Source organism: Methylophaga sp. F7 (assembly GCF_056863975.1).
Window position 1 is genome coordinate 150,804 of sequence record NZ_CM166511.1, and the last position, 23,493, is coordinate 174,296.

The following is a 23,493-nucleotide window of genomic DNA, read 5'->3' on the forward strand; positions in this document are numbered from 1 at the left end:
GTTCCGTTTTAGCGAATAACGAGACTGGTTTCCACTTGTTCGCGAGTCTCTTCATCCATAAGTTTTTCGATAATTGTTAACGCAAAAGTCATTGCCGTTCCCGGTCCGCGGGAGGTAATGATTTTATTATCACAGACGACAGCATCATTACTGAATTGAATTTCTGGCCATTCGCTGGGCTTCAGTGCACCTGGGTAACAGCTCACACTCAACCCCTCTAGCAGCCCACCATGTGCGAGAACCATGGGTGCTGCACATATTGCTCCAAGCCATTTATCAGCCTGGTTAAACCGTTTGAGCAACGCGTGAATCCGTTGATCGGCATTCAGATTGTTGGTGCCGGGTTGTCCGCCCGGCAGAACCATCATGTCGAATTCATCATCAATCACTGCATCCAGTGTGGCATCCGCCACCAAGCGGACACCACGGCTGGCAGTAATGTGTAGATCATCCGTCAAACTGGCAGTAACAACATCTATCTCAGCCCGTCTGAGAACATCTATCAGCGTGACCGCCTCAATTTCCTCAAAGCCCTCAACGAGTGGGATTAATACCGTTGCCATGAAAATAGCGTTTAACGTTTGCTCATAATGTTCATGCCTTTCAGCAGGTTCAATGCCTGAGAAAGCGGGTAATCACGCAGTGCTAAAGGCTGTTTTTCCTCTTCTTCATCGATACCCGCTTCCGCGTCGGCCGGAGTTTCGTCTGATTCTTCCAGTAAACCATTTTCCAGATGACGACTGAGATCAACTTCTCGCAGCGGCTGGAAGCCATTATCTTCAGCTGCACTGATTTGTAAGGCATCAATCACGATATCAGGATGTATACCCTCCGCTTGAATAGATCGTCCAGAAGGGGTGTAATATCGCGCGGTTGTCATCTTGACCGCGGTATCATTGGTTAAAGGCATAACCGTTTGTACCGACCCTTTACCAAAGGTTTTAGTACCCAGTATCACGGCCCGTTGATGATCCTGCAAAGCCCCGGCAACAATTTCAGAAGCGGAAGCTGAGCCACCATTTACCAGCACAATAATAGGCGCGCCATTCAGCATATCACCAGGTTTGGCATGGAATTTTTGATCGGCATCCTCAATACGTCCTTCAGTGTAAACAATCATTCCCTTGTTGAGGAAAGCATCAGATACTTCAACCGCTGCATCCAAAACGCCGCCTGGATTATTGCGTAAATCAAGCACCAGACCTTTTAATTTGCCACCATTATCAGTCTTGAGTTGATTAACGGCATCACGAAGATTCTCACCGGTTGGTGATTGAAAAGTAGTGATTCGTACATAACCATAACCGGGCTCCAGAACTTCGGTACGCACGCTTTGCACTTTGATAATGGCGCGAGTCAGTTCCAGTTTCAGCGGTTTATCGGCGCCTTCACGAATAATCGTCAGAACAATTTTGCTGCCCGGTTCACCACGCATGATGTCTACGGCTTCAGTCAGCGTCAGACCTTTAACAGGGGTGTCATCGAGACGGATAATCAGGTCACCGGCTTTTACACCTGCTTCAGCAGCAGGTGTTTCGTCAATTGGTGCAACCACTTTGACGAAGCCATCTTCCATTGATACTTCTATCCCTAGGCCACCAAACTCTCCAGATGTGCCTTCACGGAGATCCTTGAATTCGCTGAGATCAAGGTAGGATGAATGGGGATCCAGTCCAGAAAGCATGCCGCGAATGGCATTTTCCAGCAGAGCTTTGTCTTCCACCGGCTCCACATAACTGCTTTTGATGCGGCCGAAAATTTCAGAGAAAGCTCTTAGATCGTCTATTGGCAAGTCAGGCTTTGCGACAGTGTCTTTCTCGGCTAATACCATTTGACCAAAAATCAATGTGATGCCGATAATGACACCCGCTGTTACCAGCGCAAAATCACGTTTCAAAAAGCGCATATGAACTTTATTCCTTATTTCAAATTAACCTTGCTTGCGCAGCCATTGCATAGGATTGGTCGGACTGCCTTTATGACGTACTTCAAAATATAATCCAGCGGTTTGTCTGACACCCTGATCACCACTTTGAGCGATAACCTCACCAGCACTCACGGTATCCCCCGTGCTTTTCAGCAGACTGTCATTATTGCCATACAGCGTCATGAACTGTTCGCCATGATCAATGATGATTAACAAGCCAAAGCCTTTCATCCAATCGGCAAAAACCACCCTGCCTTCTGCGCTGGCTTTAACAGACGTGCCTTTTTCAGAGGCTATCAGTATGCCCTTCCAGCTGAGTTTATCAAGATTACGCTGGCTACCATAGCTTGCCAGTATTTTTCCAGACAACGGCCATTGTAACTTCCCACTCAGACTCGAAAATCGTTCACTTGGTTTCACCGTTTTTGATGGCGGAGGTCTTTTTGCTGCTTTTTTGGCGAGTGAGTCTAATAATGACTGCAGGTTTTTCTCTTCTTCTTTTAATGCAGCCAGTTGTGCATCCTGCCCTGAGATTTTTCTATTCAGCGCGGCAAGTGTTCTCTCACGTTCAACCGTTTGCTGTTTAAAAGCTTCTTGCTGCGAGAGCTGTTGTTGTTCCAGTTCATCCAGATTTCTTTTAACAGCATAAACAGCTTTTTCCTGCTCCGTTAAGTTTTGCAAAGTCGTGTGCAAGGTTTCGAGCTGCTGCTGGCGGGCCGAGTGAAAATAACGGTAATACGTGTTGCTTCGACTGACACGCTCAGGAGACTGTTCAGACAATAATATTTTTAGATAACTGGGTTGAGCATTCATAAATGCAGAGCGAATTTGTTGATTTAATGCCTCCAGTTGCTTTGCCTGCTGCTTTTGCGTCAGTCCCAACTGCTGTTGAAGATTAAGTAATTCATCATCTTTAACCGCAATAGATTGTTTAATCTGATTTAACTCGCGACTTATTTCGGAAACCTTGAGACTCTGCTGTTTTAATTGCTGTTGTAATTCCGCTTTGGTTTTCTTGTTAAGGTTAATCGTTTTATCAAGCTCAGATATTTCACTCCGTACCGCTTCGAGCTTTTTTGCTGACGAAGGTTCAGCAGCAAGATTTAATGGCACAAAAAGCCAGAAAAACAAGATTAAACCACGAATCATCATCTGCACGTTCAGGTGAGTTTCACCAGAAGGTGATTATTCATTTCCGCTGGAATCGGGAGATCAAGCAGGCTCAGCATGGTCGGTGCGATATCAGATAAACCACCCTGTTCGGCACAGACTGCCGAACGTCCCGCATAGATTAACGGCACGAGGTTGCTGGTGTGGGCTGTATGCGCCTGGCCTTTCTCATTGTCCACCATCTTTTCAGCATTGCCATGATCAGCTGTTACCAGCATTTCGCCACCGCTTTCTTTTAATGCGGACCAGATTTTACCGAGACAGTTATCCAGTGTTTCAATGGCTTTAACTGTCGCATCAAAATTACCGGTATGGCCTACCATATCTGCATTGGCGAAGTTACAGATGATGACATCATATTGATTGCTGTGAATGGCTTTGACCAGTTTTTCGGCCACTTCCGGAGCATTCATCTCCGGTTGTAAATCGTAGGTTTCGACTTTTGGCGAGGGCACCAGAATCCGATCTTCACCTTCGTAAGGAACATCGCTTCCGCCATTAAAAAAGAACGTTACATGCGCATATTTTTCGGTTTCAGCAATACGCAACTGGCGCAAACCAACAGCAGAAATACATTCGCCCAGCAGGTTTTTGAGCTTTTCAGCCGGAAAAGCCACCGGTACATCAAAATCCTTCTTATATTCCGTCAGCGTGACAAATTTTGACAGTTTTGGTGCTGCCAATATGGGAAATCCAGTAAATTCAGTATCAATGAAACACTGGGTTAATTCACGAGCGCGATCAGCACGGAAATTCATGAATACGATACTGTCACCATCCTCAATCGGCACGGCATCACCAATTCTGGTGGCTTTAACAAACTCGTCCGTTTCTTCTCGGGCATAGGCGTCCTGAAGAGCTTCAAGTGCATTATCTGCCTGATAAACGGCTTTACCATTAGCAATCAGTTCATAAGCCTGTTGAACTCTATCCCAGCGCTGGTCACGATCCATCGCATAAAAGCGCCCGATAATACTGGCGAAACGGCCCTTACCGGTTTCGTTAAAACAGGCTTGCATGTCCGCAATGAACTTTTGAGCAGATTTGGGTGACGTATCGCGACCATCCAGAAAAGCGTGCAAATAAATTTTAGTCGCCCCGCGGTCTGCAGCAAGTTTTACCATGGCCTGAATATGACTGTCATGACTGTGCACGCCGCCATCGGATAGCAAGCCCAGAATGTGCAGGGCTTTATCATTTTTCACCACGTCATCCACCGCATCAGTCAGTGTTTGATTGGTAAAAAAAGATCCGTTTCGAATGGCGACACTAATCCGGGTGAATTCCTGATAAACCACCCGGCCAGCACCAATGTTGAGATGACCAACTTCAGAATTTCCCATCTGATCGCCCGGCAAGCCAACACCAGCGCCGGAGGCGTTAATCAATGTATGTGCGTAATCATTCCAGAGGTGATCCCAAACGGGGGTATTGGCAGCCAAAATGGCATTATGCTGGACCTCTTCACTATAACCCCAACCATCCATAATGATTAGCGCAAGTGGGCGGTGCATGTGGCTCATGAAACTATCCTTTAATCACGGGTTACGACGACCTGGGGTTGTGAAAAACAGTGAACACTGCAAATCAACAACAATGCTGTGTATTATATGGGCTTTTGTAATCAATTACAGTTGCAATCTCGTTGACTAACATCATTTCACAATCCGGAAACCCGCAAATGCATGCCATTAATGACGATATTGAACGCGCTGCATTTGCGCTGAAAGCAATGTCGAATCCATTGCGTTTGAAAATTCTTTGTACGTTGGGCGATCAGGAATTATCAGTACAGGATATTGTTGATCAGGTTGGCACAACACAAAGCAATGTGTCGCAGCATCTTGCCAAACTCAAAGATAAAAACATTCTGGCGGCAAGACGAGATGCAAACCGTATATTTTACCGGGTCAACGATGAGCGCCTTTTACGGCTAATCAGCATGATGTGCGAATTGTTTTGCGTAAAATAGAAATCATTATTTATTCATAAATTTAGGGTTGTTTAATGGAAAATCTGGGCGAATTTATTGTTAATCATTGGATACTGTCCAGTTTGTTTGTGGTGTTGTTGTTTTTGGTTTTTTCTGACTCACTCACTCGCAAACTGGGTGGGTTTAATGCCGTTGATGTGCCAACAGCTGTTAATCTGGTGAATCAGCAAAAAGGCTGTTTTGTTGATATTCGCGATAAAGCTGCATTTGAAACTTCACATATAGTCGATTCCGTTAATGTACCGGTGGCTGATATCGAGGCGAATCTCAAGTCGCTAAAAAATAAGGATCAGCCTCTGGTTCTGGTGTGTGACAGTGGTCAGCGTTCAAAAGCTGCTGCCAAACAGTTCAAAAAACATGGCTATACCAATATTTATGTAATGTCAGGTGGTCTGCACGCATGGCGAGATGCCAAACTGCCATTATTCACTTAAGACTTGGAGCGTTGTTATGAGCAAAGTCATCATTTATTCATCTGCGCATTGCCCGTATTGCACCATGGCAAAGCAGTTACTGGATCGAAAAGGTGTCAGTTATGACGAAATCCGTGTGGATCAGCATCCTGAAAAACGCCAGGAAATGATGCAAAAAAGTCAGCAACGTACCGTGCCGCAAATATTCATTAATGGTAAATCACTGGGTGGATATACCGATTTGGTTGATATCGATCGTTCGGGTCAGCTCGATGTTTTACTGACAAATAATTAAATTCTATTAGAGAGGGAAAATCATGGCTGAAGAAAACACAGCAGCAACAGAAGAACAACAACCAAAGTTCATCATTCAGAAGATCTACACCAAAGATATTTCATTTGAAACACCTAATTCTCCAGCCATTTTCCGTGAAGAATGGAAACCCAAACTGGATCTGCAATTGGGTAATGAATATAACCGTATTGATGAAGATACCCATGAAATTGTTCTGGTCGTCACAGTCACCGCGAAAGTTAATGATCAAGTCGCATTTCTGGCGGAAGTCAAACAGGCTGGAATTTTCACTTTGACCGGGTATAGCAAGGAAGAAATGGGTCCCCTGATTGGCAGTTACTGCCCGAATACTGTTTTCCCATTTGCACGTGAAGTGATTTCTGATGTGGTTATTAAAGGTGGTTTCCCACAACTCGTGCTGGCACCCGTGAACTTTGATGCAGTATACAAACATCAGATTGATCAGGCGCGTCAGCAGATGGAAGCAGCACAGGCTACTCACTAGCTTGTCTAGATGGCCATGACCGCTTCTTCTTTAATGCCAACAGTTGTCATTGGTGCCGGAGCCTGGGGTACGGCGCTGGCGATTGCCATGGCTCGCAATGGGCATGAAGTCTGGCTGTGGGGTCGTGACAAAGAACAGCTTTCCCGGATAGCGGCTGAACGGATGAACAGCCGCTATTTACCGGAAATTATTTTTCCGGATACATTGAAAATTGAAATGGATTTGGAAAAATCTCTGAAAAATTGCAGACATGTAATGATTTCAGTGCCAAGTGTGGCGTTTAGCGAAATATTGCATTGCATTAAACCTTTTCTGTCTGAAGATATCCCGATCAGTTGGGCGACCAAAGGTTTAACGCCCCACAATGGTCAATTTCTGCACGATACGGCTATTGAAATTCTGGGGCCTAAACATGCTTTAGCTGTCGTTTCTGGTCCATCGTTCGCCGCGGAGGTTGCGGCCGGGTTACCTACCGCTTTAACAGTTGCTTCCCGCGATACAGAGTTTGCCAAAGCCTTGGCAAATGCGCTTCATGGACCAGCTTTGCGGGCTTACACCACGGAGGATGTTTTAGGAGTGCAAGTTGGTGGCACGGTGAAAAACGTGTTGGCAATTGCCGCAGGTATCTGTGACGGATTAGGATATGGTGCCAACGCCCGTGCCGCTCTGCTGACCCGCGGTATGGCAGAAATTATGCGTTTAGCCAGTATATTGGGGGCTGAACCGGAAACCATGTTTGGTCTGTCTGGTATGGGGGATTTGATTCTCACCTGTACCGACAATCAGAGCCGAAATCGCCAGCTGGGCTTAGCGATTGGTTCAGGTCTTAAAGTTGATGAAGCGGTTTCAAAAGTCGGTAAGACGGTAGAAGGTATGCACGCTGCAAGAGAAGTTTTATTGCGCGCTCAACAGGCGGGTGTTGAGATGCCAATTGTTGAGCAGGTATGCAAAATCCTGTTTGAAGGGTACGATCCGCGCAAATCGGTTCAGGCATTATTATGTCGTGAACAAAAAGCAGAATCTCCGGTAATCGGAAAATCGTGATACGAATTAATTGAGGAAAATTATATGCAAGGCATTGTGAAATACAGCAGCATCATTGCACTCAGTGTGGCAATGACTGTCGGCTTGTCTGCCTGTGGCAACCCATTCAGTAAAAAATCATCAGATGATGATGAAGTCGTTATGTCACAAAGTGGTCCGATACTGTGGGAGTCAAATCTGCAATACGTTCGTATGGTAGAGCGGGATCAGCCTGGAACCAATCAGCACCCTTTACCAATCAATCAGGATGAAATGCGTGAAGTGCTTTCATCACTTTACGTCAATCAGCGCGTCTTACTGAGAACTCAGCAAGTCCCGTTGTTTTCACCGGGTGAACTGCAAATTTTAAGTTCAACGTTGGCACAGGGTTTAAACCGTGCTCAACCCGATGAAGATATTACCTTTGTCACGCTAGGGGTTCATGCCGGAGCGATTGCAGCGGAACGCAAAACCAACAGTGGTCGCGTGTTTGTTGATAACAATGGCCGCTTGAACATTATCTTCGGCCTTGTTCATGAGGAATACCGTGATAAAGAGCAATATACCGGTCAAGAGATTGATCGTCGGGTAAATCCATTATTACCGGGTACCCGTAAATCCGATTCTGAACCAGCAACCAAAATTGCTTTAGATAATGGCATTTCATATCACCAAGAGGATGGCTCTGAACGGTCTGACTGGGTAGTGATTGATATCCCAACCGTATTAGCTTCTGCAGCTGAGCGTAAAGGACAGGATACCGGCGCATTAACGCCTGAAATGCGTGAAGAAATAGCCAGAACCAAACGTCAAACAGATAATTTGACCGATGATGTGGCCAATATTAAGGAAGTCCTGTTTGAAATGTCTGAGCAGCTTGAACAGCTCAAACAACAATTAGAAGAAAGTAATCAGGAATAATGATTTCTTAACACATCAATAAAGGCGCTTCGGCGCCTTTTTTATTGCAATCTTTAAAGACGATAGCGCAAATCAGCAGATTTCGAGCGAGGCATTTCGACATTTTTTGACAGGCTGAGCACCTTAAACAGTTCTCCCATCTGTTCTGGCAATAATAAACGTTTCAAAGCTGCGGCCTGTTGCATCTGCTGAAAGGAATCTGGCGCATTTTGTTGGCTGAGATTGAGAATGTCACCTGCCAGCAGAAAATCACTCTGCCTTTGATAACCCTCAACTTGCAATCCTATTACATGGGCTGTTTCAGCTAACGCAGTGAAGTCCACATGAGCGGTGATATCCTGCAGGCCGACCAAGACCAATGGATCATTATGTGCCTGATGTTGATAGTGGCAACGCAGCATGCCCTGATGCCGCATGGGATGAAAATAGTCACTGGCTTCATAGCCATAATCAATTAAATATATAGCACCCTGGGTCAGTTTTTCGGCGATGGTGCCAAGCCAGGCAGGTGCTTGCATGGCAACTTCTGTCTGATAAGGAAACTGCGGCAGTAAGGGGTGAATTTGTTCGCAACGTGTCTGTAAAAAAGGATCAGTCACGGTTTGTGAAAGCCATGCCAGTTGCCCTTCTTCGCGCCCTACTCCAACCTCCAGAATCTGGTTTTCTTCAAACTGCACCCGATGCACTGGCATGGCATCGCACACTTCGTTTGCAATGATCACTCCGGTGAATTCAGTAGGCAGTTGATCCAGCCAGATCACGCGGTTCTGGTCACTTCCAAAAAGTTTATGTATTATTTCATATTGCTGTTGACGTAAGTGGGCACTTGCTTCGATTATGTAGTAATGTGCCGGCAGGCAATCAATTTCCTGCAGATACTGCAGAATATCGACCGCCATTTGCCCATTGCCCGCGCCAAATTCCAGGCAATCTGCCGCGGGTAGTTGTCTCAGTATATCCGCAATATGATTGCCCAGCGCCTGTGAAAATAACGGGCTTATTTCCGGGGCAGTAATAAAATCCCCTGCTTCGCCAATCTTACTTAAGCCATTACTGTAATAACCTAGTCCAGGTTGGTATAAAGCCATCTGCATAAATTCTGCAAAGCTCAGCCAACCATTACGGTCTTCTATGGTCTGAAAAATCAGTTGCAACAGTTGATCGCTATGCTGTTGCGCAATGGGGTCAGGTGCAGGTAACTTGGCGGTATCTTTCATTTAGTCGGTAATTTCAGTGAATAATCCCATTTTAGTAACAGGTGCCGGAAAGCGGGTCGGATTTCATATTGCTTCCAGGCTAAAGCAGGATGGTTATGATGTATTGGCACATTACCGTACTGAAACAGATGATGTCCAAAAACTAAAACAATTAGGCATACAGACTATTCAGGCGGATTTGCAGGATACTGCCAGCATTATGGCGTTTATCGACAAACTGCAGCAATTCAGTCTGGCTTATCGAGGCATTGTGCATAATGCCTCAGCATTTACACCGACAGCAGAAGATTTGTTTGAGGCTGCTGAGCAATATCAACATTTTTTCACCATACATATGTTAGCGCCGTTTCTTATCAATCAGGCGTTATCAACGCTGTTAATAGGACCGGGAAACGATCCGGCCGACATTATTCATATCACCGATATCAATGTTGAAAATCCTACCCCACGTTTTGATATTTATGGCACAACCAAAGCAGGATTGCATAATTTGACGCTGGTATCGGCCAAAAAACTTGCTCCGCAGATCAAGGTGAATTCAGTGGCACCGGGCCCGGTTCTGTTTACTGAGTCTCATACACAAGAAGCCAGGCAGAAAATGCTGTCTGAAACCCCACTGGCTCGTGAAGGTGGTGCGGAACCTGTGTATCTCGCCATAAAAAGCTTGTTAGAGAACCCCTTTATTACCGGCGCGACTATCCCAGTAGATGGTGGTCGCCGTCTCTCCAAAGCGTAATTCAGACGTTTGTATCAAAACCCCTGCAGGAGGCGTGACTTCTGCAGTGTCAGTAAGATAACTGAGCAGCTCACGAATAATGGGGTAAAGAAAATACTCATCAGTAATGCTGCTGACAGCGATATCAGCCTCTTCTGGCAAACTCAGCTGTTTCAGGATATCGATATCGGCTGGTCGATCTTTGGTTTTGCTTAACGGATCGTCCCGATCCCGACCTAAATTGATTTCAATCTGATTGCAAAAGCTCTTTAATTCTCTCTGTGATAAATCGGTTTCAACGAAGACGATGGTATTGAGGAAATCCCGATGACTGTTCATACCCACTGGCGGGATTTTTAATACTCGGCTTAGTTTTAGTGCTTTAAACTCTTGTAGCAGCGCAATGACCATTTTCTCGGTATTTTGCTGAGGATTTATGTTGCTGCCTAAACCAAGCAGATAACCTTTCTGCTGTCTCATTCGCTGGTGCGCTCAATCACAATTTGTGCCTGATTTTTTCCATGCAATTGGACGGGTTTGGTCAAAGTAAGCTTGAGCCGAGGAATGTCAAATGTCTTGAGTAAAAGTTGCGCTACCTCTTCAGCCAGGGTTTCTATCAACAGATATCGACTATTACTGACAAACTCGACAACGACATTGGCCACCGAACCATAATCCAAGGTGTTCGTAATATCATCCGATGCCGCGGCTTTACTGATATCCCAATCTATTTCAAAATCAAAGCGTAACGTTTGCAGCGTTTCGCGCTCCCAATCATAAATGCCGATAATCGTGTCAATTTTCAGATCATTTAGAAAAATTTTGTCCATGATGTCGCTTCAATGTTGGCAAAAGTGATAATGGTACTGAATAATACCGCTACATTTTCAAAGGTCACATCATAACATGCCTGAATTAACTGCCATCGCGCTGCTTGCATTGCTCGGCGCCTACCTCATAGGCTCATTATCGAGCGCTGTCATGCTTTGTAAGGTCTCTGGTTTACCGGATCCAAGGACTCAAGGCTCTGGCAATCCAGGCGCGACTAATGTGTTGCGGATGGGTAGCAAAAAGCTCGCGGCAATGGTCTTACTGATCGATGTGTTAAAGGGCGTCGTCCCGGTATTAATCGGGAGAATGTTGGACTTTGATATTAATATCTTGGCTTTAATTGCTTTTTTTGCATTTCTTGGGCACTTATACCCTGTATTTTTTCAGTTTAAAGGTGGCAAAGGTGTGGCAACGGCTTTGGGCGCGTTTCTGGCGCTGTCACCTGCCTTGGCTGGAGCGGCGTTACTGACTTGGATTGTGGTTTTTGCCATTAGTCGGATTTCGTCTTTATCGGCCATTGCCGCTGCGGCAATGACACCGGTTTATAGCTTGTGGCTTATAGATACGGTTTTTGCACGTGCGGTTATTCTGGTAATTGCACTGCTTTTGCTATGGCGGCACCGCAGTAATATCCAGCGTTTGCTGGCCGGTGAAGAGAAAAAGTCAGGCTGAAGCTGGCGGCGTTAGCTCATCTAAGGGCCAACGTGAACGCACATTAAATGTTGCTTCAGTTTCAACAACCATGGCCTGATGACGCATCGCTCCGGCAAACGCGATCATCGCTCCGTTATCGCTACAGAATTGTAATTGTGGGTAATAAACCTGCACTTTCGGTAATGCATCTAAAGCCGCGCGCAAGGATTTATTGGCACTGACTCCACCGGCCACGACCAAACGTTTATGACCACTTTGTTTTAATGCCCGGCGACATTTAATCACCAAGGTTTCCACCGCCGCTGTTTGAAACGCCAGCGCAATATCGGCTTTGGCCTGTTCACTCTGATCGCTGTTATGCCAGGTATTTAAAGCAAATGTTTTCAAACCACTGAAACTGAAATCCAAACCCGGACGATTGGTCATTGGTCTGGGAAAGATATGGGCGCCCTCTTGTCCTTTTTCCGCTAAAGCCGCTAAGGCCGGGCCACCCGGATAACCCAGCCCCAGCATTTTGGCCGTTTTATCGAATGCTTCACCGACCGCATCATCAATTGATTCGCCCATTAATTCATATTCACCAACACCCTTAACATCAACCAGTAAGGTATGGCCGCCGGAAATCAATAAAGATACAAATGGAAATGTCGGTGGATTGGCTTCCAGTAACGGCGATAAAAGGTGCCCTTCCATATGATTAATTGGCAAGGCTGGAATATGTAACGCCCAGGCCAGACTGCGACCAATTGCGGCGCCCACCAGTAAAGCACCGACCAAGCCCGGCCCCGCCGTATAAGCCACCGCATCAATATCTTTTCGGTGCAGACCCGCTTCGTCCAAAACCTGTTGCATCAAGGGCAATGCCTTTTGAATATGATCACGGGAAGCCAGTTCAGGCACCACACCGCCATATTCGGCATGCATTTCTATCTGGCTGAAAAGGGCATGAGCCAACAGCCCCTTTTCAGTATCATAGAGTGCAATACCGGTTTCGTCGCAAGATGATTCAATTCCTAAAACACGCATAAATTTATTCTGACTGCATTAATTAATGGCGATTATTATGCCTTGATGGTGGTGGTCTCAGCCAACTAATTAGCATTTAGTATTTTCTTTCCTAAATAGATCTCGTACAATTAAGGGCTTTTCCGTCATTGTCTGTTTAGGAATGTATTGAATGCCATCTGTTAAGGTTAAAGAAAACGAACCATTTGACGTAGCTTTACGTCGTTTCAAACGTGCTTGTGAAAAAGCCGGTACGGTTGCAGAAGCTCGCGCTCGCGAAGCTTATGAAAAACCAACAACTGTTCGTAAACGTGCAGCAGCAGCGGCTGTTAAGCGTCACCAAAAGAAACTGTCACGTGAAAACGCTAGCCGCGTTCGCATGTACTAATTGCTGATTAGAATCTTATTCTAATGCCTCAAGAAGCCAGTCCACTCAAAGCTCGAATTCAAGATAGCGTAAAAGATGCAATGCGCGCCAAAGACAAAGATCGTCTTGGCACATTGCGCCAAATTACTGCTGCCATCAAGCAAGTTGAAGTCGATAATCGCCAGGATATGTCAGATGATGACATTATCGTTGTGCTGACCAAAATGACTAAACAGCGCAAAGATGCCTTATCGCAGTTTGAGCAAGCTGGCCGTGATGATTTAGCGGTCATCGAAAAAGCTGAACTGGCAATAATTGAAGAATTTTTGCCAACAGCCTTGAGCGAAGCAGAATTGCAGGCAGCTATCGCTGATGCAATTCAAGAGACAGGCGCTAGTAGCCAGAAAGACATGGGTGCGGTGATGAATGTGTTGCGTCCGAAAGTACAAGGACGCGCTGATATGGGCGCAGTGAGCAGCCAGGTTAAGGCCGCGCTCAGTTCTTAAGCCAGCAATGCCAGGTCTTTTTTCAGACGTGGTTAACATTCAAGACAGACTTCGGCCATAATTGATTTATGGCCGGACAAATCCCTCCACAGTTTATTGACGAATTGCTCTCACGAGTCGATATCGTTGATATTATCGATGCGCGAGTACCGCTGAAAAAAGCCGGTAAAAATCTGCACGCCTGCTGTCCATTCCACAACGAGAAAACCCCGTCATTTACTGTCAGCCCTGATAAGCAGTTTTATCACTGTTTTGGCTGTGGTGCGCACGGCACTGCGATCGGCTTTCTCATGGAGTACGACCAGCTCAGCTTTCCTGAATCGATTCAGGAGCTTGCGGACACCGTCGGTATGCAGGTTCCAGTCACGCAACAAGCTGCACTTACTCCCGCCAGACAAAACCTTTACGACTTGATGGATAAAGTCAGTCGCTACTACGTACATCAATTACAAAACCACCCGCAGCGCCAGGCTTTTCAGGATTATATCCAACAGCGTGGTCTTAGCCCTGAAACCGTAGCTGCTTTTGATATTGGTATGGCTCCGGATGGCTGGGACAATGTATTACGTACTTTTGGCAATAATCAGCAAAGTCAGGACCAGTTGTTTGAAGCGGGAATGTTGATTAAAAACGATAAAGGTCGAACCTATGACCGTTTTCGTGATCGACTGATGTTTCCTATTCGCGATCGTCGTGGCCGCGTTATCGCTTTCGGTGGACGCGTTATTGATGCCGACGGCACGCCGAAATACCTGAACTCTCCTGAAACGCCTATCTTTCACAAGGGACAGGAGCTTTACGGTTTGTATCAAGCCCGTAAAGCCAATCGTCGACTGGAACGCATCCTGATAGTGGAAGGTTATATGGATGTTATTGCGCTGGCACAGTTTGGAATTAACAATGCAGTGGCAACGTTAGGTACGGCGACAACTTCAGAACACTTACGCCAATTGATTCGCAGCGCACCGGAAATTATTTTTTGTTTTGATGGTGACCGCGCAGGCAAAGAAGCCGCATGGCGAGCCGCCGAAAATGCGATGCCGATACTCGGTGGTAATTTTGAACTGAAATTTATGTTTCTACCGGAAGGTCAGGATCCCGACACCCTGGTAAGGGAGCAGGGGGCCGCCACATTTCATAAGTTAGTCAGTCAGGCGCAAAGCTATTCTGATTTTTTCTTTGCGACATTGCTTTCCCGGGTAGACAGTCAATCGATGGATGGCCGCGCCAGACTGGTTGAAATTGCCAAACCCTATCTAAGACATATCCCTGCAGGTTTGTATCGCGATATGCTGGAGCAGCAGCTGGCAGACCATGCTAAAACCAATATTGCTACCTTAAACAAACACTTGGAAAAGCCTGCGCCACCACCTCCAGTAAAAAACGCCAAACAAAATGCAATGGCCAATATGACACCTGTGCGCATGGCGGTGATGATTCTGTTACAGCATCCACAATTGTATGAGGCTGTTCCGGATACAGATAATTTACATCGGCTGGATATGCCCGGTTTAGCGATTTTAATTCAGCTACTTGAAACCATGCGTGAGCATCCCCATCTTAAAACCGCACAGCTTTTAGAGCGTTGGCGAGATACTCAACAAGCTCCCTATATGGAAAAGCTCGCAATGCAACCGTTGAATTTGTCGCCAGAACAACTGGAGCATGAACTCATTGGAATTGTGAGTCGTCTAAACAAGCAAGCACGAGATGAACGCTATACTTATTTGATAAATAAAGGACTCAGCCAGTTGACTGAGTCGGAAAGAATTGAAATTAATTCTTATAAGTGAGTGTTTTGTAATCAAAAATGATGCAATAACAAAGTGCTTTCACTATAATATAGTGTTACCGCCAAAAACAGCGTCACCATGCATAAAGAGGCCGAATGAAAGATCAGCAATCACGCGTTAAAGAACTTATCGCCCTTGGAAAGGAGCGCGGTTATCTCACCTACGGCGAGATCAATGACCACCTTCCAGAAGATTTGGTCGATGCGGATCAGGTCGAAGACATCGTCAGTATGTTCAGCGACCTGGGTATCATGGTCCATGAAGATGGGATGGATACCGATGAGATGGAACGTCTCGCCGAAGCTGTTTCATCAAATGACGAAGTCTCTGATGAAGAAGCTGCAGCTGTCCTGGCAAGTTCCGACGGTGAGTTTGGTCGTACAACCGATCCTGTGCGCATGTACATGCGCGAGATGGGCTCTGTTGAATTATTGACTCGCGAAGGCGAGATCGTTATCGCTAAACGCATCGAAGCAGGTCTCCGCGAAAGTCTGCTGATGCTGTCAACTTACCCACCGGTTATTTCGTCATTCCTTGAATTCTACGATGCGGTTGAAGCAGGCGAAATGCGCCTGAATGAACTTATTCGTGGTTTTGTGGCACCTGAAGAACTGGTCGCAAGTGATGACGACGATGATGATGTTACCAGCAGCTCAGATTCCGATGATTCTGACAGCGATGACGATGATGACGATGATGTTGGTGGCGTAAGCGATGATGAAGATGATTCTGGTGAAATCGATCCAGAAGAAGCCCGAGCTCGCTTTACCGCGTTGAAAGAAGCATACAAAAACGTTCTGGCCACCGAAGGTGACGCCATGATCGAATCTCGTGAACAGGCTAGTAACCTGTTTATGGAATTCAAATTGACACCAAAAACACTGCTTTACTTGAATGGCTTGATGGCAGAAACCATCGCCGAAGTGCGTAAACAAGAAAAAATCATTATGGACATCGTTGTAGAGCAGGCGGGTATGAATCGCCGTGACTTTATCGATGCATTCCAGGGTAATGAAAGTAATCTTGAATGGTCAGATAAATTCATTCGCGCTAAAAAACATTATTCATCCACCATCAAGAAAAATCTTGATGATATTCTGGCTGCACAAAGCAAATTAGCGGAAATTGCAGAAGATCGTGGACTGGATATTTCCGAGATTAAAGAAATCAGCCGTCAGATGTCGATTGCTGAAGCCAAAGCGCGTCGTGCCAAGAAAGAAATGGTCGAAGCCAACTTGCGTCTGGTTATCTCTATCGCTAAAAAATATACCAACCGTGGTTTGCAATTCCTGGATCTGATTCAGGAAGGTAACATTGGTCTGATGAAAGCGGTTGATAAATTCGAATATCAACGTGGCTATAAATTCTCTACCTATGCAACCTGGTGGATTCGTCAGGCGATTACCCGTTCGATTGCCGATCAGGCACGTACCATTCGTATTCCGGTACATATGATTGAAACCATCAACAAACTCAATCGTGTTGCCCGTCAAATGCTCCAGGAAATGGGCCGTGAACCTACTCCGGATGAATTGGCAGAACGTGTAGAAATGCCGGAAGACAAAGTACGTAAAGTACTGAAGATTTCCAAAGAGCCGATTTCGATGGAAACCCCAATCGGTGATGATGAAGATTCACATCTGGGCGATTTCGTTGAAGATATCAACGTTATGTCACCAGCAGACTCTGCTATTATCGAAGGCCTTAGAGAAGCCACTCAGGGCGTTTTGAATGGCCTGACCGAGCGAGAAGCCAAAGTACTACGTATGCGGTTTGGTATTGATATGAATACTGACCACACGCTCGAAGAAGTTGGTAAACAATTTGATGTTACCCGTGAGCGCATTCGTCAGATCGAAGCCAAGGCGTTACGTAAACTGCGCCACCCATCACGCTCGGATCAACTGAGAAGCTTCCTCGACTCAGACAGCTGATTTCAAAATCGGGCCTATAGCTCAGTTGGTTAGAGCAGGGGACTCATAATCCCTTGGTCCCAGGTTCGAGTCCTGGTGGGCCCACCAATTAAATCAAAGCCTTAGAGTGTTTTTAGCTCTAAGGCTTTTTTGTTTTTATCCCATGTAGACACTATGTAGACAAAATCTGTTTAGAAGGTATGCGATAAACATAATTCATATGTGGCTACATCAATCAAATTAACTCCTAAAATTTCATTTACAGATTTATTCCATCTGGGTAATGCGATTAGACAGATTTATATACAAAGTGGATATAAATGCTCTGGTTGTTTATAGTTTTTGAGCACATAAAAATTATGAGGGAGAATAATCATGTCAGGAAGTGGTTCAAGTGGAGGTTTCGGTTCAGGTGGAAATGGTGGTCACATAGATTGCAGTAAATTTTCTTTTGAGACTCATATCAATAGCCCAGATCCGACAGAAGTAGCTAAATTGAGTGTAGGAGATATCTTAGAAATTGTGCTGGCAATTCGTGGCACTGTTGAAGTTGTCCAGGTTTTAAATGGAAGTAATGTAGTTGGAGGAATAGTTGATCGCGCTCCTAGCCTCAAACAATGTTTAGATAAGGGATTTAAATTCACTGCTACTGTGAGAAGTATTTCCGGTGCTGCTGTAAAGATATATGTTGAATCTGCATAAAATAAGGAGATTTTGTGACAATTAATATTGTTGGGGGAACGTATAAAGAATCCTGTGCATGGCCTGAATACTCAACGCTGCAAGGATCTGCTGGGCGAGCGGCTCTATGTTTATCGCAACTTGATCCTACTTTAGATATTAAACTTCATGCGAGGATATCTATAAATGATAAGTCAAAATTAGAAGAGGTTTTTGCATTCAATGAGAAATGTGAACTGGAGGTAACTGATTGTGACAGCACTACTTCATTTGAATATTTACACCCACTCTCTGAACCGAGAATATCCCCGAATGTTACATGCGGTATCTTGCCTATATTTGACTTAACCGCCACTTTATTTAATTCAGCTGTGATCTTTGGAATGATTGAAGCAACACCAGCTGTAAATTGTAAAATGGCAATTTATGACCCGCAAAACACATATGATCCTGTTTTATTTTCTAAAACAGAAAGTACTGCTAATACTTTGGTATATGTAACCAACAGTAATGAGTTGTCTATATTTTACAAAAGAGAGAAAGCGAAAATAGATGCTATTGAAGAGATGGCGGAGTGGCTATCAAACTTCGAAAAAGCTAAAGCTGTCATTGTTAAATGTGGACAAAAAGGGTTATTTGTATATTCAGAGCACGAAAAAGGTTGGCTTTCTCCTTATAAGACAAAAACAGTATTTCCTATAGGCTCCGGGGACTCCTTTGTTGCGGCGTTTGCTTACTATCTGCTTGTAAAAAAAATGAGCTTCCTTGATGCTGCTCGAAACTCAAGTATTGCTGCTGCTTATTATGTAAGTAATGGAATGATGAATAATGAAGAAGGTCTTAGACTGTTTAGTAACAATCTAGAACCAGTGACATTCAACCCAAAAAAGAAAAAGGTTTACTTAGCAGGGCCTTTTTTCACATTAGCAGAATTGTGGATGATCAATGAGGCAAAACAACATATAGAGTCTCTTGGGATGACAGTTTTTTCACCATATCACGAGTTGGGAGTCGGAACTGCAGAAGAGGTAGTGCACAAAGATATAGAAGCAATTGCTCAGTGCGATGTAATGTATTCGCTATTTGATGGCACAGATCCAGGAACATTATTTGAAATAGGGTATGCGCGAAGCATTAATAAACCTGTGATTATTTTGGCAGAAAACCCAAAGGCTGAAGAGTTAAAAATGTACGATGGTTCTGGTTGTAACATTCTTAGTGATTTCTCAACATCAATTTATCATTTAGCGTGGTTGACGCCATGAAAGGATTGTTATTATCTGGTGGCTTAGATTCAACAGCACTTGCTTATAAACATAAACCGGACATAGCGTTTAATATTAATTACGGACAGTGTGCTGCTGAGGCTGAAAATAGAGCTGCTCATGCTGTTTGTGATGCCCTCAGCATCAAATTAATCAGTATTGAGATTGATTGCTCTGATTTAGGAAGTGGGGATCTAACTGGTCGACCAGCTATTGGCATTGCGCCAAAAAGTGATTGGTGGCCTTTTCGAAACCAATTATTAATTACACTTTGCGCAATGAAAGCTGTTGAATTCGATTGTTCATCTATATTGATTGGTACAGTCAAGTCAGATCAATACCATACAGATGGAACTCCGGAATTTGTTAGAAATATAAATCAATTGATGATTAGTCAAGAAGGAGGCCTCAAAATTGAGGCGCCGGACATAAATTTGACTACTACCGAATTAATAAGAAGTTCAAATGTGCCTTTTGAATTATTGGCATTAAGTCACTCATGTCACAAAGCAAATTTACCTTGTGCTAACTGCAGAGGATGTAACAAGCATTACTCGACCTTAAAGGAGCTTGGCCATTACAATGGCTAGAATTAGGGAAGCTAAGGTAAAAGATGAAATTATCCCTTTGGAGCCTTTTAAGTATAACGTTTTGACACGTTTGAATTTACCCAGCTATGACAACGATGATTCAAATACATTTTTAGAAGTCATCGAATCCAGGAGCTCAAGAAGGGACTTTTCTAATATTCCCCTTCAAAAGCTTGGACCCCTGTTTTATTTTTCTAGCCGTACAAAATGCTCGACGACGAACGATTACGGATTGGTTATAGAGAAACGTAATTCTCCTTCATGTGGTGCTATGCATACAATAGATTGTATGGTTTCTAAGTTCGAGAGTGATATATGGTATGTCTATAACTCACGAAGCCACACATTTGACCGGCTCAATGTCAATGCTTCTTTACTCAAGCAATTTAAACGGGAATGTAAGGCCTTAATTGATTGTTCTGATTCTGCGTATCTAATCTGGTATGTGTGCGATATGGATAGATTAAATTGTAAATATGAAAACGCTGAGTCATTGGCTCTCAGAGAGTCTGGAGCATTAGCAGCGATTCAGAGCCTTATAGCAGAAAATTATGGTTTGGCGTTTTGCATGCTTGGGGTAATAGGGGGCGACCAGGCTAAAATTTTTTCAAATCAACGCAATTTGGTGGGTGTTGGAGTGGCGGTTGTTGGAGGGAATGTCGACTTTATTTGACTGTTTGTCACTATGAATGGAAAGAAGTCGGTGTACTGATGGTGAGTTTTGCATTTCATACCACATAACAGCATCTAGTTCTGATGTGCGTACTTGCATAGACATTGCAAGAGCGACAAAGCGCTCTTCTAGATCTTGATAGTTTTTCTCTATAGTCATTTTCTCATGAAAAAAACCACCTAATACACCAGCTCGATATATATGAATGTCCAAAATTGCAACATCATCAGCATCAAGCCAGTTTCTAGCTATCCATGACGCTGTTTTCGGTCCAATACCTTTAATGTCTAGAAGCCAATTTCGCAGAGCCTTTCCTGATTCTATAGGAGCATTCTCTTCAGAAACTTTGTTTATAGCGGAATGAAGATATTTTGCTTTCTGCTTGGCAAAACGATATTTGAAAGTTTTACCATTTAAAGGAATTGGTGCTGATAGCCACTCATATATATCTTCTTCACGATATAGATTTCCATCAAAAGCGCCTTTAGAACGTAGGTGCTCGTATGCAGCTAATCCATTAGCAGCAGGTATTCCATGCCCGCCCAACAGGCAAGCTCCAATCTCCTCAAGCAGAGAGTTCCCCAGCTTATACCTAATTAAATCCCCAGTTATTCGTTTTTCTAAAACTTTATAGAGCCAATAAGCGACTGTTGGAAAACCTGTCGCATTGCCCCACTCGACACTTGGCAATACCTCATTCTTTTCAGGTGGCAAGTCTAACTGTACCAAGCCATATCCTGATTCTATGAAAATTTTTTGCGTGTGAGACATAAATTTGAATTTTTTATCAGTAGAAAAACTAGAAAATATCATTAATTATCTATAATGTATCATAAATTAGAATAATTTCGATAAAAAATACAATGAATATCGCAGAGTTTCGAACAGAATTAGTTTCATACCTAAATGAGACAGGTATTAGTCAAAGTGAGCTATCTAGGGTGGCTGGAGTGCCTCAATCCCAACTATCAAGTTGGATTAATGGGAGTGGTAAACGAATTAGTAAAAACTCAATGAAAGTCAGTCGTGTTATCGAAAACTATCGAAAATCAGATGAAGCTCCAATTCCTAGTAATGTAGCAACTGCAGTTCGTGACTTTTGTGGTTCTAGCAAGGAAAGATCAGAAATCCTGACTCAAATGATTCAGTCATTACAGCCCCTTGCTGATTAGGTATGTTAGTTTTAGTTTTGATCAGTATTAGGCAATTTGACTTAATTTCTCTCGCCATTAATTTATTCAAACAGTATTTGATAGAGCCACAAGTTTTAACCATCTAAACCAGCTAAATAGGTTTAGATGGTTTAGATGGCGGCATTATTAAGCATCTCATAAATAAATAGGATTGATGAAATAGGAGGGCAATGGGGGACGGCCGCCATTTGTCGGTGAGTGAGATAAGTGAGATTTCAACCAGCCTTCATCAACTAATAAACTGCATGCCGCTTCAACTTCGGATCTATTTTTAAGCCCATACCAACCTTTGTTATATACATTTTTTGCCGTAAATGGATTGGGTAAAGCCTTCTCTTTGATTTTGCCACATAGCTTAATTGCTGCTGTTACTTCAGACTTTTCAGCGATGGCATATATTTTTCTTGCATGAGTTTCTAGATATTCACACACATTAATAGCGAGTTCGGCTGAGGCTGATTTGATAGAGCCCTTAAATCCCTTATCGATGCAATCCAAGCAATGAAATATTAAAGCTAAGGCGGGCATTAAAGAACGGTATTTTCCAAAATGCTCTTGCATTAAAGGATTCTCTTCATTAGCAATTTTTTCTGTTTGTAAGCGAGTTAACCAGTTGTTAAATATTGATTGAGCCTCTATATCAAAACGAAAATAAGGTCTACTTTCATCATCGTCAGCCCATGCTCCAAGGTCTCTAAAATTGATTTCAGAAATTTTTTCAAGAATGTCCTGTACTTTATCCTTAGCTGCTTTATAAGGTTTCCTATCGACAAGTACCCATGTTTTAGGTAATTCCGGCCATACGGCTAGCTGAAGGCGCTGCAATAGCCCATCATTATTCCCTTGGGGTGCTTGATACAGATATCGTTTAAGTTTGTCAGGCTGAATACCTCCGAGTAAGCTAATACAAATATTGTTTGCTTCAGTAATTCCTCTGGAAATTTTCACGTCAGTGTAACTGCCATTTCCATTCCAGCCTTCTAGAAAATATGACCTTTCATCTGCATGCTCTTCCCGATCCCATCTTACAAGCAGAGCAGTTAATTCATCTCTAAAAACCAGTAAACCGCGTTCATTTTGCTTCTGAATAAGCGTCATGCCCTGAACGGTGGTTTCATTTGCCTTAAATAGTCGCCTCTTAGGTGATTCTTGAGACTGTTTATAAATTTCAGCATAATCATGTTTTAATACAGCCATTGCATCAGAATCTACCGTACCGGTGACGCCGCTTCCCTTAGAAAGCTTCTGAATTCTTTTTTCAATATCCTTTTTTTCAAATTCTCTCTGTAGCTCTTCAGCTTTATAAAAGCCTTTCTCATTTTCAAATTTTTCACCATGTTTAGCTTGTAGGTTTTCAATCATCCGCACGGCTTCTTGCATACTTGGTGTTTTGAGGAAGACAGAAGGCTGTCCAATACAAGTACCCCATAGATTTGGGATCACCTCCCAATCATCCTCTTGTTTGGGTCTAATGCCGCAACCTGAACCAATTACTGAACTGAAAATCACTATGGCTGAAATGGTTGTAAAATCTGCTGGCGTTTGCATTCTGTGACTTACATCAACTAACCAATCTTTCAAAGCCTCAGGCATAAGCTCTTCCGTCATGTTCATCACGCTGGGTATCGTTGTAACTATAGGATTAGGTTTGCCCCAATCCATATAAGGAAAATCATCTGACTTATCTTTAAAGGAATGCAAAACAAATTCCCCCTTTAAAGAAAAATAGTCCCTTATAAGAACATTTTGCTTATAAGAACCTCGAAAAAATGAGCAAAGTAGCTTGTTTATAGCTTTCTTAAACAGACTTTCATTCAGTTTATAAAGAATTATGCTATGCACT

General features: G+C 43.8%; 27 protein-coding genes and 1 tRNA gene. 18 read left to right on the forward strand and 10 right to left on the reverse strand.

The window, feature by feature from the left end; translation table 11 throughout:
• Positions 1 to 8: 8 nt before the first annotated feature.
• From AC08OG_RS00760 to gpmI, 4 genes are read right to left on the reverse strand one after another with little or no spacing between them, the layout of a single operon-like run.
• A complete protein-coding gene (locus AC08OG_RS00760) occupies positions 9 to 563 on the reverse strand; it encodes a DJ-1 family glyoxalase III (RefSeq protein ID WP_482929867.1) in 555 nt (184 codons plus the stop codon).
• An 11-nt stretch (positions 564 to 574) separates the two neighbouring features.
• Positions 575 to 1,906 (reverse strand): S41 family peptidase, encoded by a 1,332-nt coding sequence (locus AC08OG_RS00765; protein ID WP_318989100.1) that lies wholly within the window; start codon positions 1,904 to 1,906, stop codon positions 575 to 577.
• Between the two features lie 24 nt (positions 1,907 to 1,930).
• Positions 1,931 to 3,079, reverse strand: a complete 1,149-nt coding sequence (locus tag AC08OG_RS00770; protein ID WP_439503076.1) for a murein hydrolase activator EnvC family protein — start codon at positions 3,077 to 3,079, stop codon at positions 1,931 to 1,933.
• Between the two features lie 8 nt (positions 3,080 to 3,087).
• Positions 3,088 to 4,620 (reverse strand): 2,3-bisphosphoglycerate-independent phosphoglycerate mutase, encoded by a 1,533-nt coding sequence (gene gpmI, locus AC08OG_RS00775; protein ID WP_292358669.1) that lies wholly within the window; start codon positions 4,618 to 4,620, stop codon positions 3,088 to 3,090.
• Between the two features lie 158 nt (positions 4,621 to 4,778).
• On the opposite strand from gpmI, the gene AC08OG_RS00780 reads away from it, so the two are divergent.
• The 6 genes from AC08OG_RS00780 to AC08OG_RS00805 are packed head-to-tail and all read left to right on the forward strand — an operon-like array spanning position 4,779 to position 8,247.
• The gene (locus AC08OG_RS00780; protein ID WP_292358701.1) at positions 4,779 to 5,069 is read left to right on the forward strand and encodes an ArsR/SmtB family transcription factor; all 291 of its coding nucleotides are present in this window, start codon (positions 4,779 to 4,781) and stop codon (positions 5,067 to 5,069) included.
• 35 nt (positions 5,070 to 5,104) lie between these two features.
• Entirely contained in the window at positions 5,105 to 5,524 is a 420-nt protein-coding gene (locus tag AC08OG_RS00785) for a rhodanese-like domain-containing protein (protein ID WP_292358670.1), read from the forward strand.
• Between the two features lie 16 nt (positions 5,525 to 5,540).
• Positions 5,541 to 5,798: a glutaredoxin 3 gene (grxC, locus tag AC08OG_RS00790; protein WP_439503074.1), complete on the forward strand. Its 258-nt coding sequence runs from the start codon at positions 5,541 to 5,543 to the stop codon at positions 5,796 to 5,798.
• 22 nt (positions 5,799 to 5,820) lie between these two features.
• Entirely contained in the window at positions 5,821 to 6,303 is a 483-nt protein-coding gene (secB, locus tag AC08OG_RS00795; protein WP_292358674.1) for a protein-export chaperone SecB, read from the forward strand.
• Between the two features lie 9 nt (positions 6,304 to 6,312).
• Entirely contained in the window at positions 6,313 to 7,347 is a 1,035-nt protein-coding gene (locus AC08OG_RS00800) for an NAD(P)H-dependent glycerol-3-phosphate dehydrogenase (RefSeq protein WP_292358676.1), read from the forward strand.
• 24 nt (positions 7,348 to 7,371) lie between these two features.
• On the forward strand, positions 7,372 to 8,247 hold the full coding sequence (locus AC08OG_RS00805; RefSeq protein WP_292358678.1) for a hypothetical protein: 876 nt from the start codon (positions 7,372 to 7,374) through the stop codon (positions 8,245 to 8,247).
• Positions 8,248 to 8,300: 53 nt separating this feature from the next.
• On the opposite strand, the gene AC08OG_RS00810 is transcribed toward AC08OG_RS00805, so the two are convergent.
• On the reverse strand, positions 8,301 to 9,464 hold the full coding sequence (locus AC08OG_RS00810) for a class I SAM-dependent methyltransferase (protein WP_292358679.1): 1,164 nt from the start codon (positions 9,462 to 9,464) through the stop codon (positions 8,301 to 8,303).
• 16 nt (positions 9,465 to 9,480) lie between these two features.
• On the opposite strand from AC08OG_RS00810, the gene AC08OG_RS00815 reads away from it, so the two are divergent.
• Positions 9,481 to 10,200 carry an SDR family oxidoreductase gene (locus AC08OG_RS00815; protein ID WP_292358681.1) on the forward strand — a complete coding sequence of 240 codons (720 nt, stop codon included), beginning with the start codon at positions 9,481 to 9,483 and terminating at the stop codon, positions 10,198 to 10,200.
• On the opposite strand, the gene folK is transcribed toward AC08OG_RS00815, so the two are convergent.
• Both folK and folB read right to left on the reverse strand, forming a co-directional pair.
• Positions 10,132 to 10,659, reverse strand: coding sequence for a 2-amino-4-hydroxy-6-hydroxymethyldihydropteridine diphosphokinase (gene folK / locus AC08OG_RS00820; RefSeq protein ID WP_292358683.1), 528 nt, complete (start codon positions 10,657 to 10,659; stop codon positions 10,132 to 10,134). The genes AC08OG_RS00815 and folK overlap by 69 nt on opposite strands.
• A complete protein-coding gene (folB, locus tag AC08OG_RS00825; protein ID WP_292358684.1) occupies positions 10,656 to 11,009 on the reverse strand; it encodes a dihydroneopterin aldolase in 354 nt (117 codons plus the stop codon). The genes folK and folB overlap by 4 nt, the downstream gene beginning before the upstream one ends.
• Positions 11,010 to 11,085: 76 nt before the next feature.
• On the opposite strand from folB, the gene plsY reads away from it, so the two are divergent.
• On the forward strand, positions 11,086 to 11,682 hold the full coding sequence (gene plsY, locus AC08OG_RS00830; RefSeq protein WP_292358686.1) for a glycerol-3-phosphate 1-O-acyltransferase PlsY: 597 nt from the start codon (positions 11,086 to 11,088) through the stop codon (positions 11,680 to 11,682).
• On the opposite strand, the gene tsaD is transcribed toward plsY, so the two are convergent.
• Positions 11,674 to 12,690 carry a tRNA (adenosine(37)-N6)-threonylcarbamoyltransferase complex transferase subunit TsaD gene (gene tsaD, locus AC08OG_RS00835; RefSeq protein WP_292358687.1) on the reverse strand — a complete coding sequence of 339 codons (1,017 nt, stop codon included), beginning with the start codon at positions 12,688 to 12,690 and terminating at the stop codon, positions 11,674 to 11,676. The genes plsY and tsaD overlap by 9 nt on opposite strands.
• A gap of 151 nt (positions 12,691 to 12,841) precedes the next feature.
• On the opposite strand from tsaD, the gene rpsU reads away from it, so the two are divergent.
• The 9 genes from rpsU to AC08OG_RS00880 all read left to right on the forward strand — a co-directional run bounded on the left by rpsU (position 12,842) and on the right by AC08OG_RS00880 (position 20,457).
• Positions 12,842 to 13,057: a 30S ribosomal protein S21 gene (gene rpsU, locus AC08OG_RS00840; protein ID WP_014705573.1), complete on the forward strand. Its 216-nt coding sequence runs from the start codon at positions 12,842 to 12,844 to the stop codon at positions 13,055 to 13,057.
• 23 nt (positions 13,058 to 13,080) lie between these two features.
• Positions 13,081 to 13,542 (forward strand): GatB/YqeY domain-containing protein, encoded by a 462-nt coding sequence (locus AC08OG_RS00845; protein WP_292358689.1) that lies wholly within the window; start codon positions 13,081 to 13,083, stop codon positions 13,540 to 13,542.
• Between the two features lie 68 nt (positions 13,543 to 13,610).
• A complete protein-coding gene (gene dnaG, locus AC08OG_RS00850) occupies positions 13,611 to 15,335 on the forward strand; it encodes a DNA primase (protein ID WP_482929868.1) in 1,725 nt (574 codons plus the stop codon).
• 95 nt (positions 15,336 to 15,430) lie between these two features.
• Positions 15,431 to 17,269 carry an RNA polymerase sigma factor RpoD gene (gene rpoD / locus AC08OG_RS00855; RefSeq protein WP_292358692.1) on the forward strand — a complete coding sequence of 613 codons (1,839 nt, stop codon included), beginning with the start codon at positions 15,431 to 15,433 and terminating at the stop codon, positions 17,267 to 17,269.
• Between the two features lie 10 nt (positions 17,270 to 17,279).
• Positions 17,280 to 17,356: transfer RNA gene (locus AC08OG_RS00860), tRNA-Ile, on the forward strand.
• A gap of 267 nt (positions 17,357 to 17,623) precedes the next feature.
• Positions 17,624 to 17,950 carry a hypothetical protein gene (locus tag AC08OG_RS00865; protein ID WP_482929869.1) on the forward strand — a complete coding sequence of 109 codons (327 nt, stop codon included), beginning with the start codon at positions 17,624 to 17,626 and terminating at the stop codon, positions 17,948 to 17,950.
• A 14-nt stretch (positions 17,951 to 17,964) separates the two neighbouring features.
• Positions 17,965 to 19,194, forward strand: coding sequence for a PfkB family carbohydrate kinase (locus tag AC08OG_RS00870; protein ID WP_482929870.1), 1,230 nt, complete (start codon positions 17,965 to 17,967; stop codon positions 19,192 to 19,194).
• Positions 19,191 to 19,784, forward strand: coding sequence for a 7-cyano-7-deazaguanine synthase (locus AC08OG_RS00875; RefSeq protein WP_482929871.1), 594 nt, complete (start codon positions 19,191 to 19,193; stop codon positions 19,782 to 19,784). The genes AC08OG_RS00870 and AC08OG_RS00875 overlap by 4 nt, the downstream gene beginning before the upstream one ends.
• Positions 19,765 to 20,457: a nitroreductase family protein gene (locus AC08OG_RS00880; protein ID WP_482929872.1), complete on the forward strand. Its 693-nt coding sequence runs from the start codon at positions 19,765 to 19,767 to the stop codon at positions 20,455 to 20,457. Before AC08OG_RS00875 ends, AC08OG_RS00880 begins: the two co-directional genes overlap by 20 nt.
• Here AC08OG_RS00880 and AC08OG_RS00885 read toward each other — a convergent pair.
• Entirely contained in the window at positions 20,392 to 21,270 is an 879-nt protein-coding gene (locus AC08OG_RS00885) for an 8-oxoguanine DNA glycosylase (protein ID WP_482929873.1), read from the reverse strand. The two genes, AC08OG_RS00880 and AC08OG_RS00885, sit on opposite strands and share 66 nt — an antisense overlap.
• 50 nt (positions 21,271 to 21,320) lie before the next feature.
• On the opposite strand from AC08OG_RS00885, the gene AC08OG_RS00890 reads away from it, so the two are divergent.
• Positions 21,321 to 21,629, forward strand: coding sequence for a helix-turn-helix domain-containing protein (locus AC08OG_RS00890; protein WP_482929874.1), 309 nt, complete (start codon positions 21,321 to 21,323; stop codon positions 21,627 to 21,629).
• 156 nt (positions 21,630 to 21,785) lie between these two features.
• Here AC08OG_RS00890 and AC08OG_RS00895 read toward each other — a convergent pair whose 3' ends face one another.
• Entirely contained in the window at positions 21,786 to 23,492 is a 1,707-nt protein-coding gene (locus AC08OG_RS00895) for a YfjI family protein (protein WP_482929875.1), read from the reverse strand.
• Between the last annotated feature and the right edge of the window lies 1 nt (position 23,493).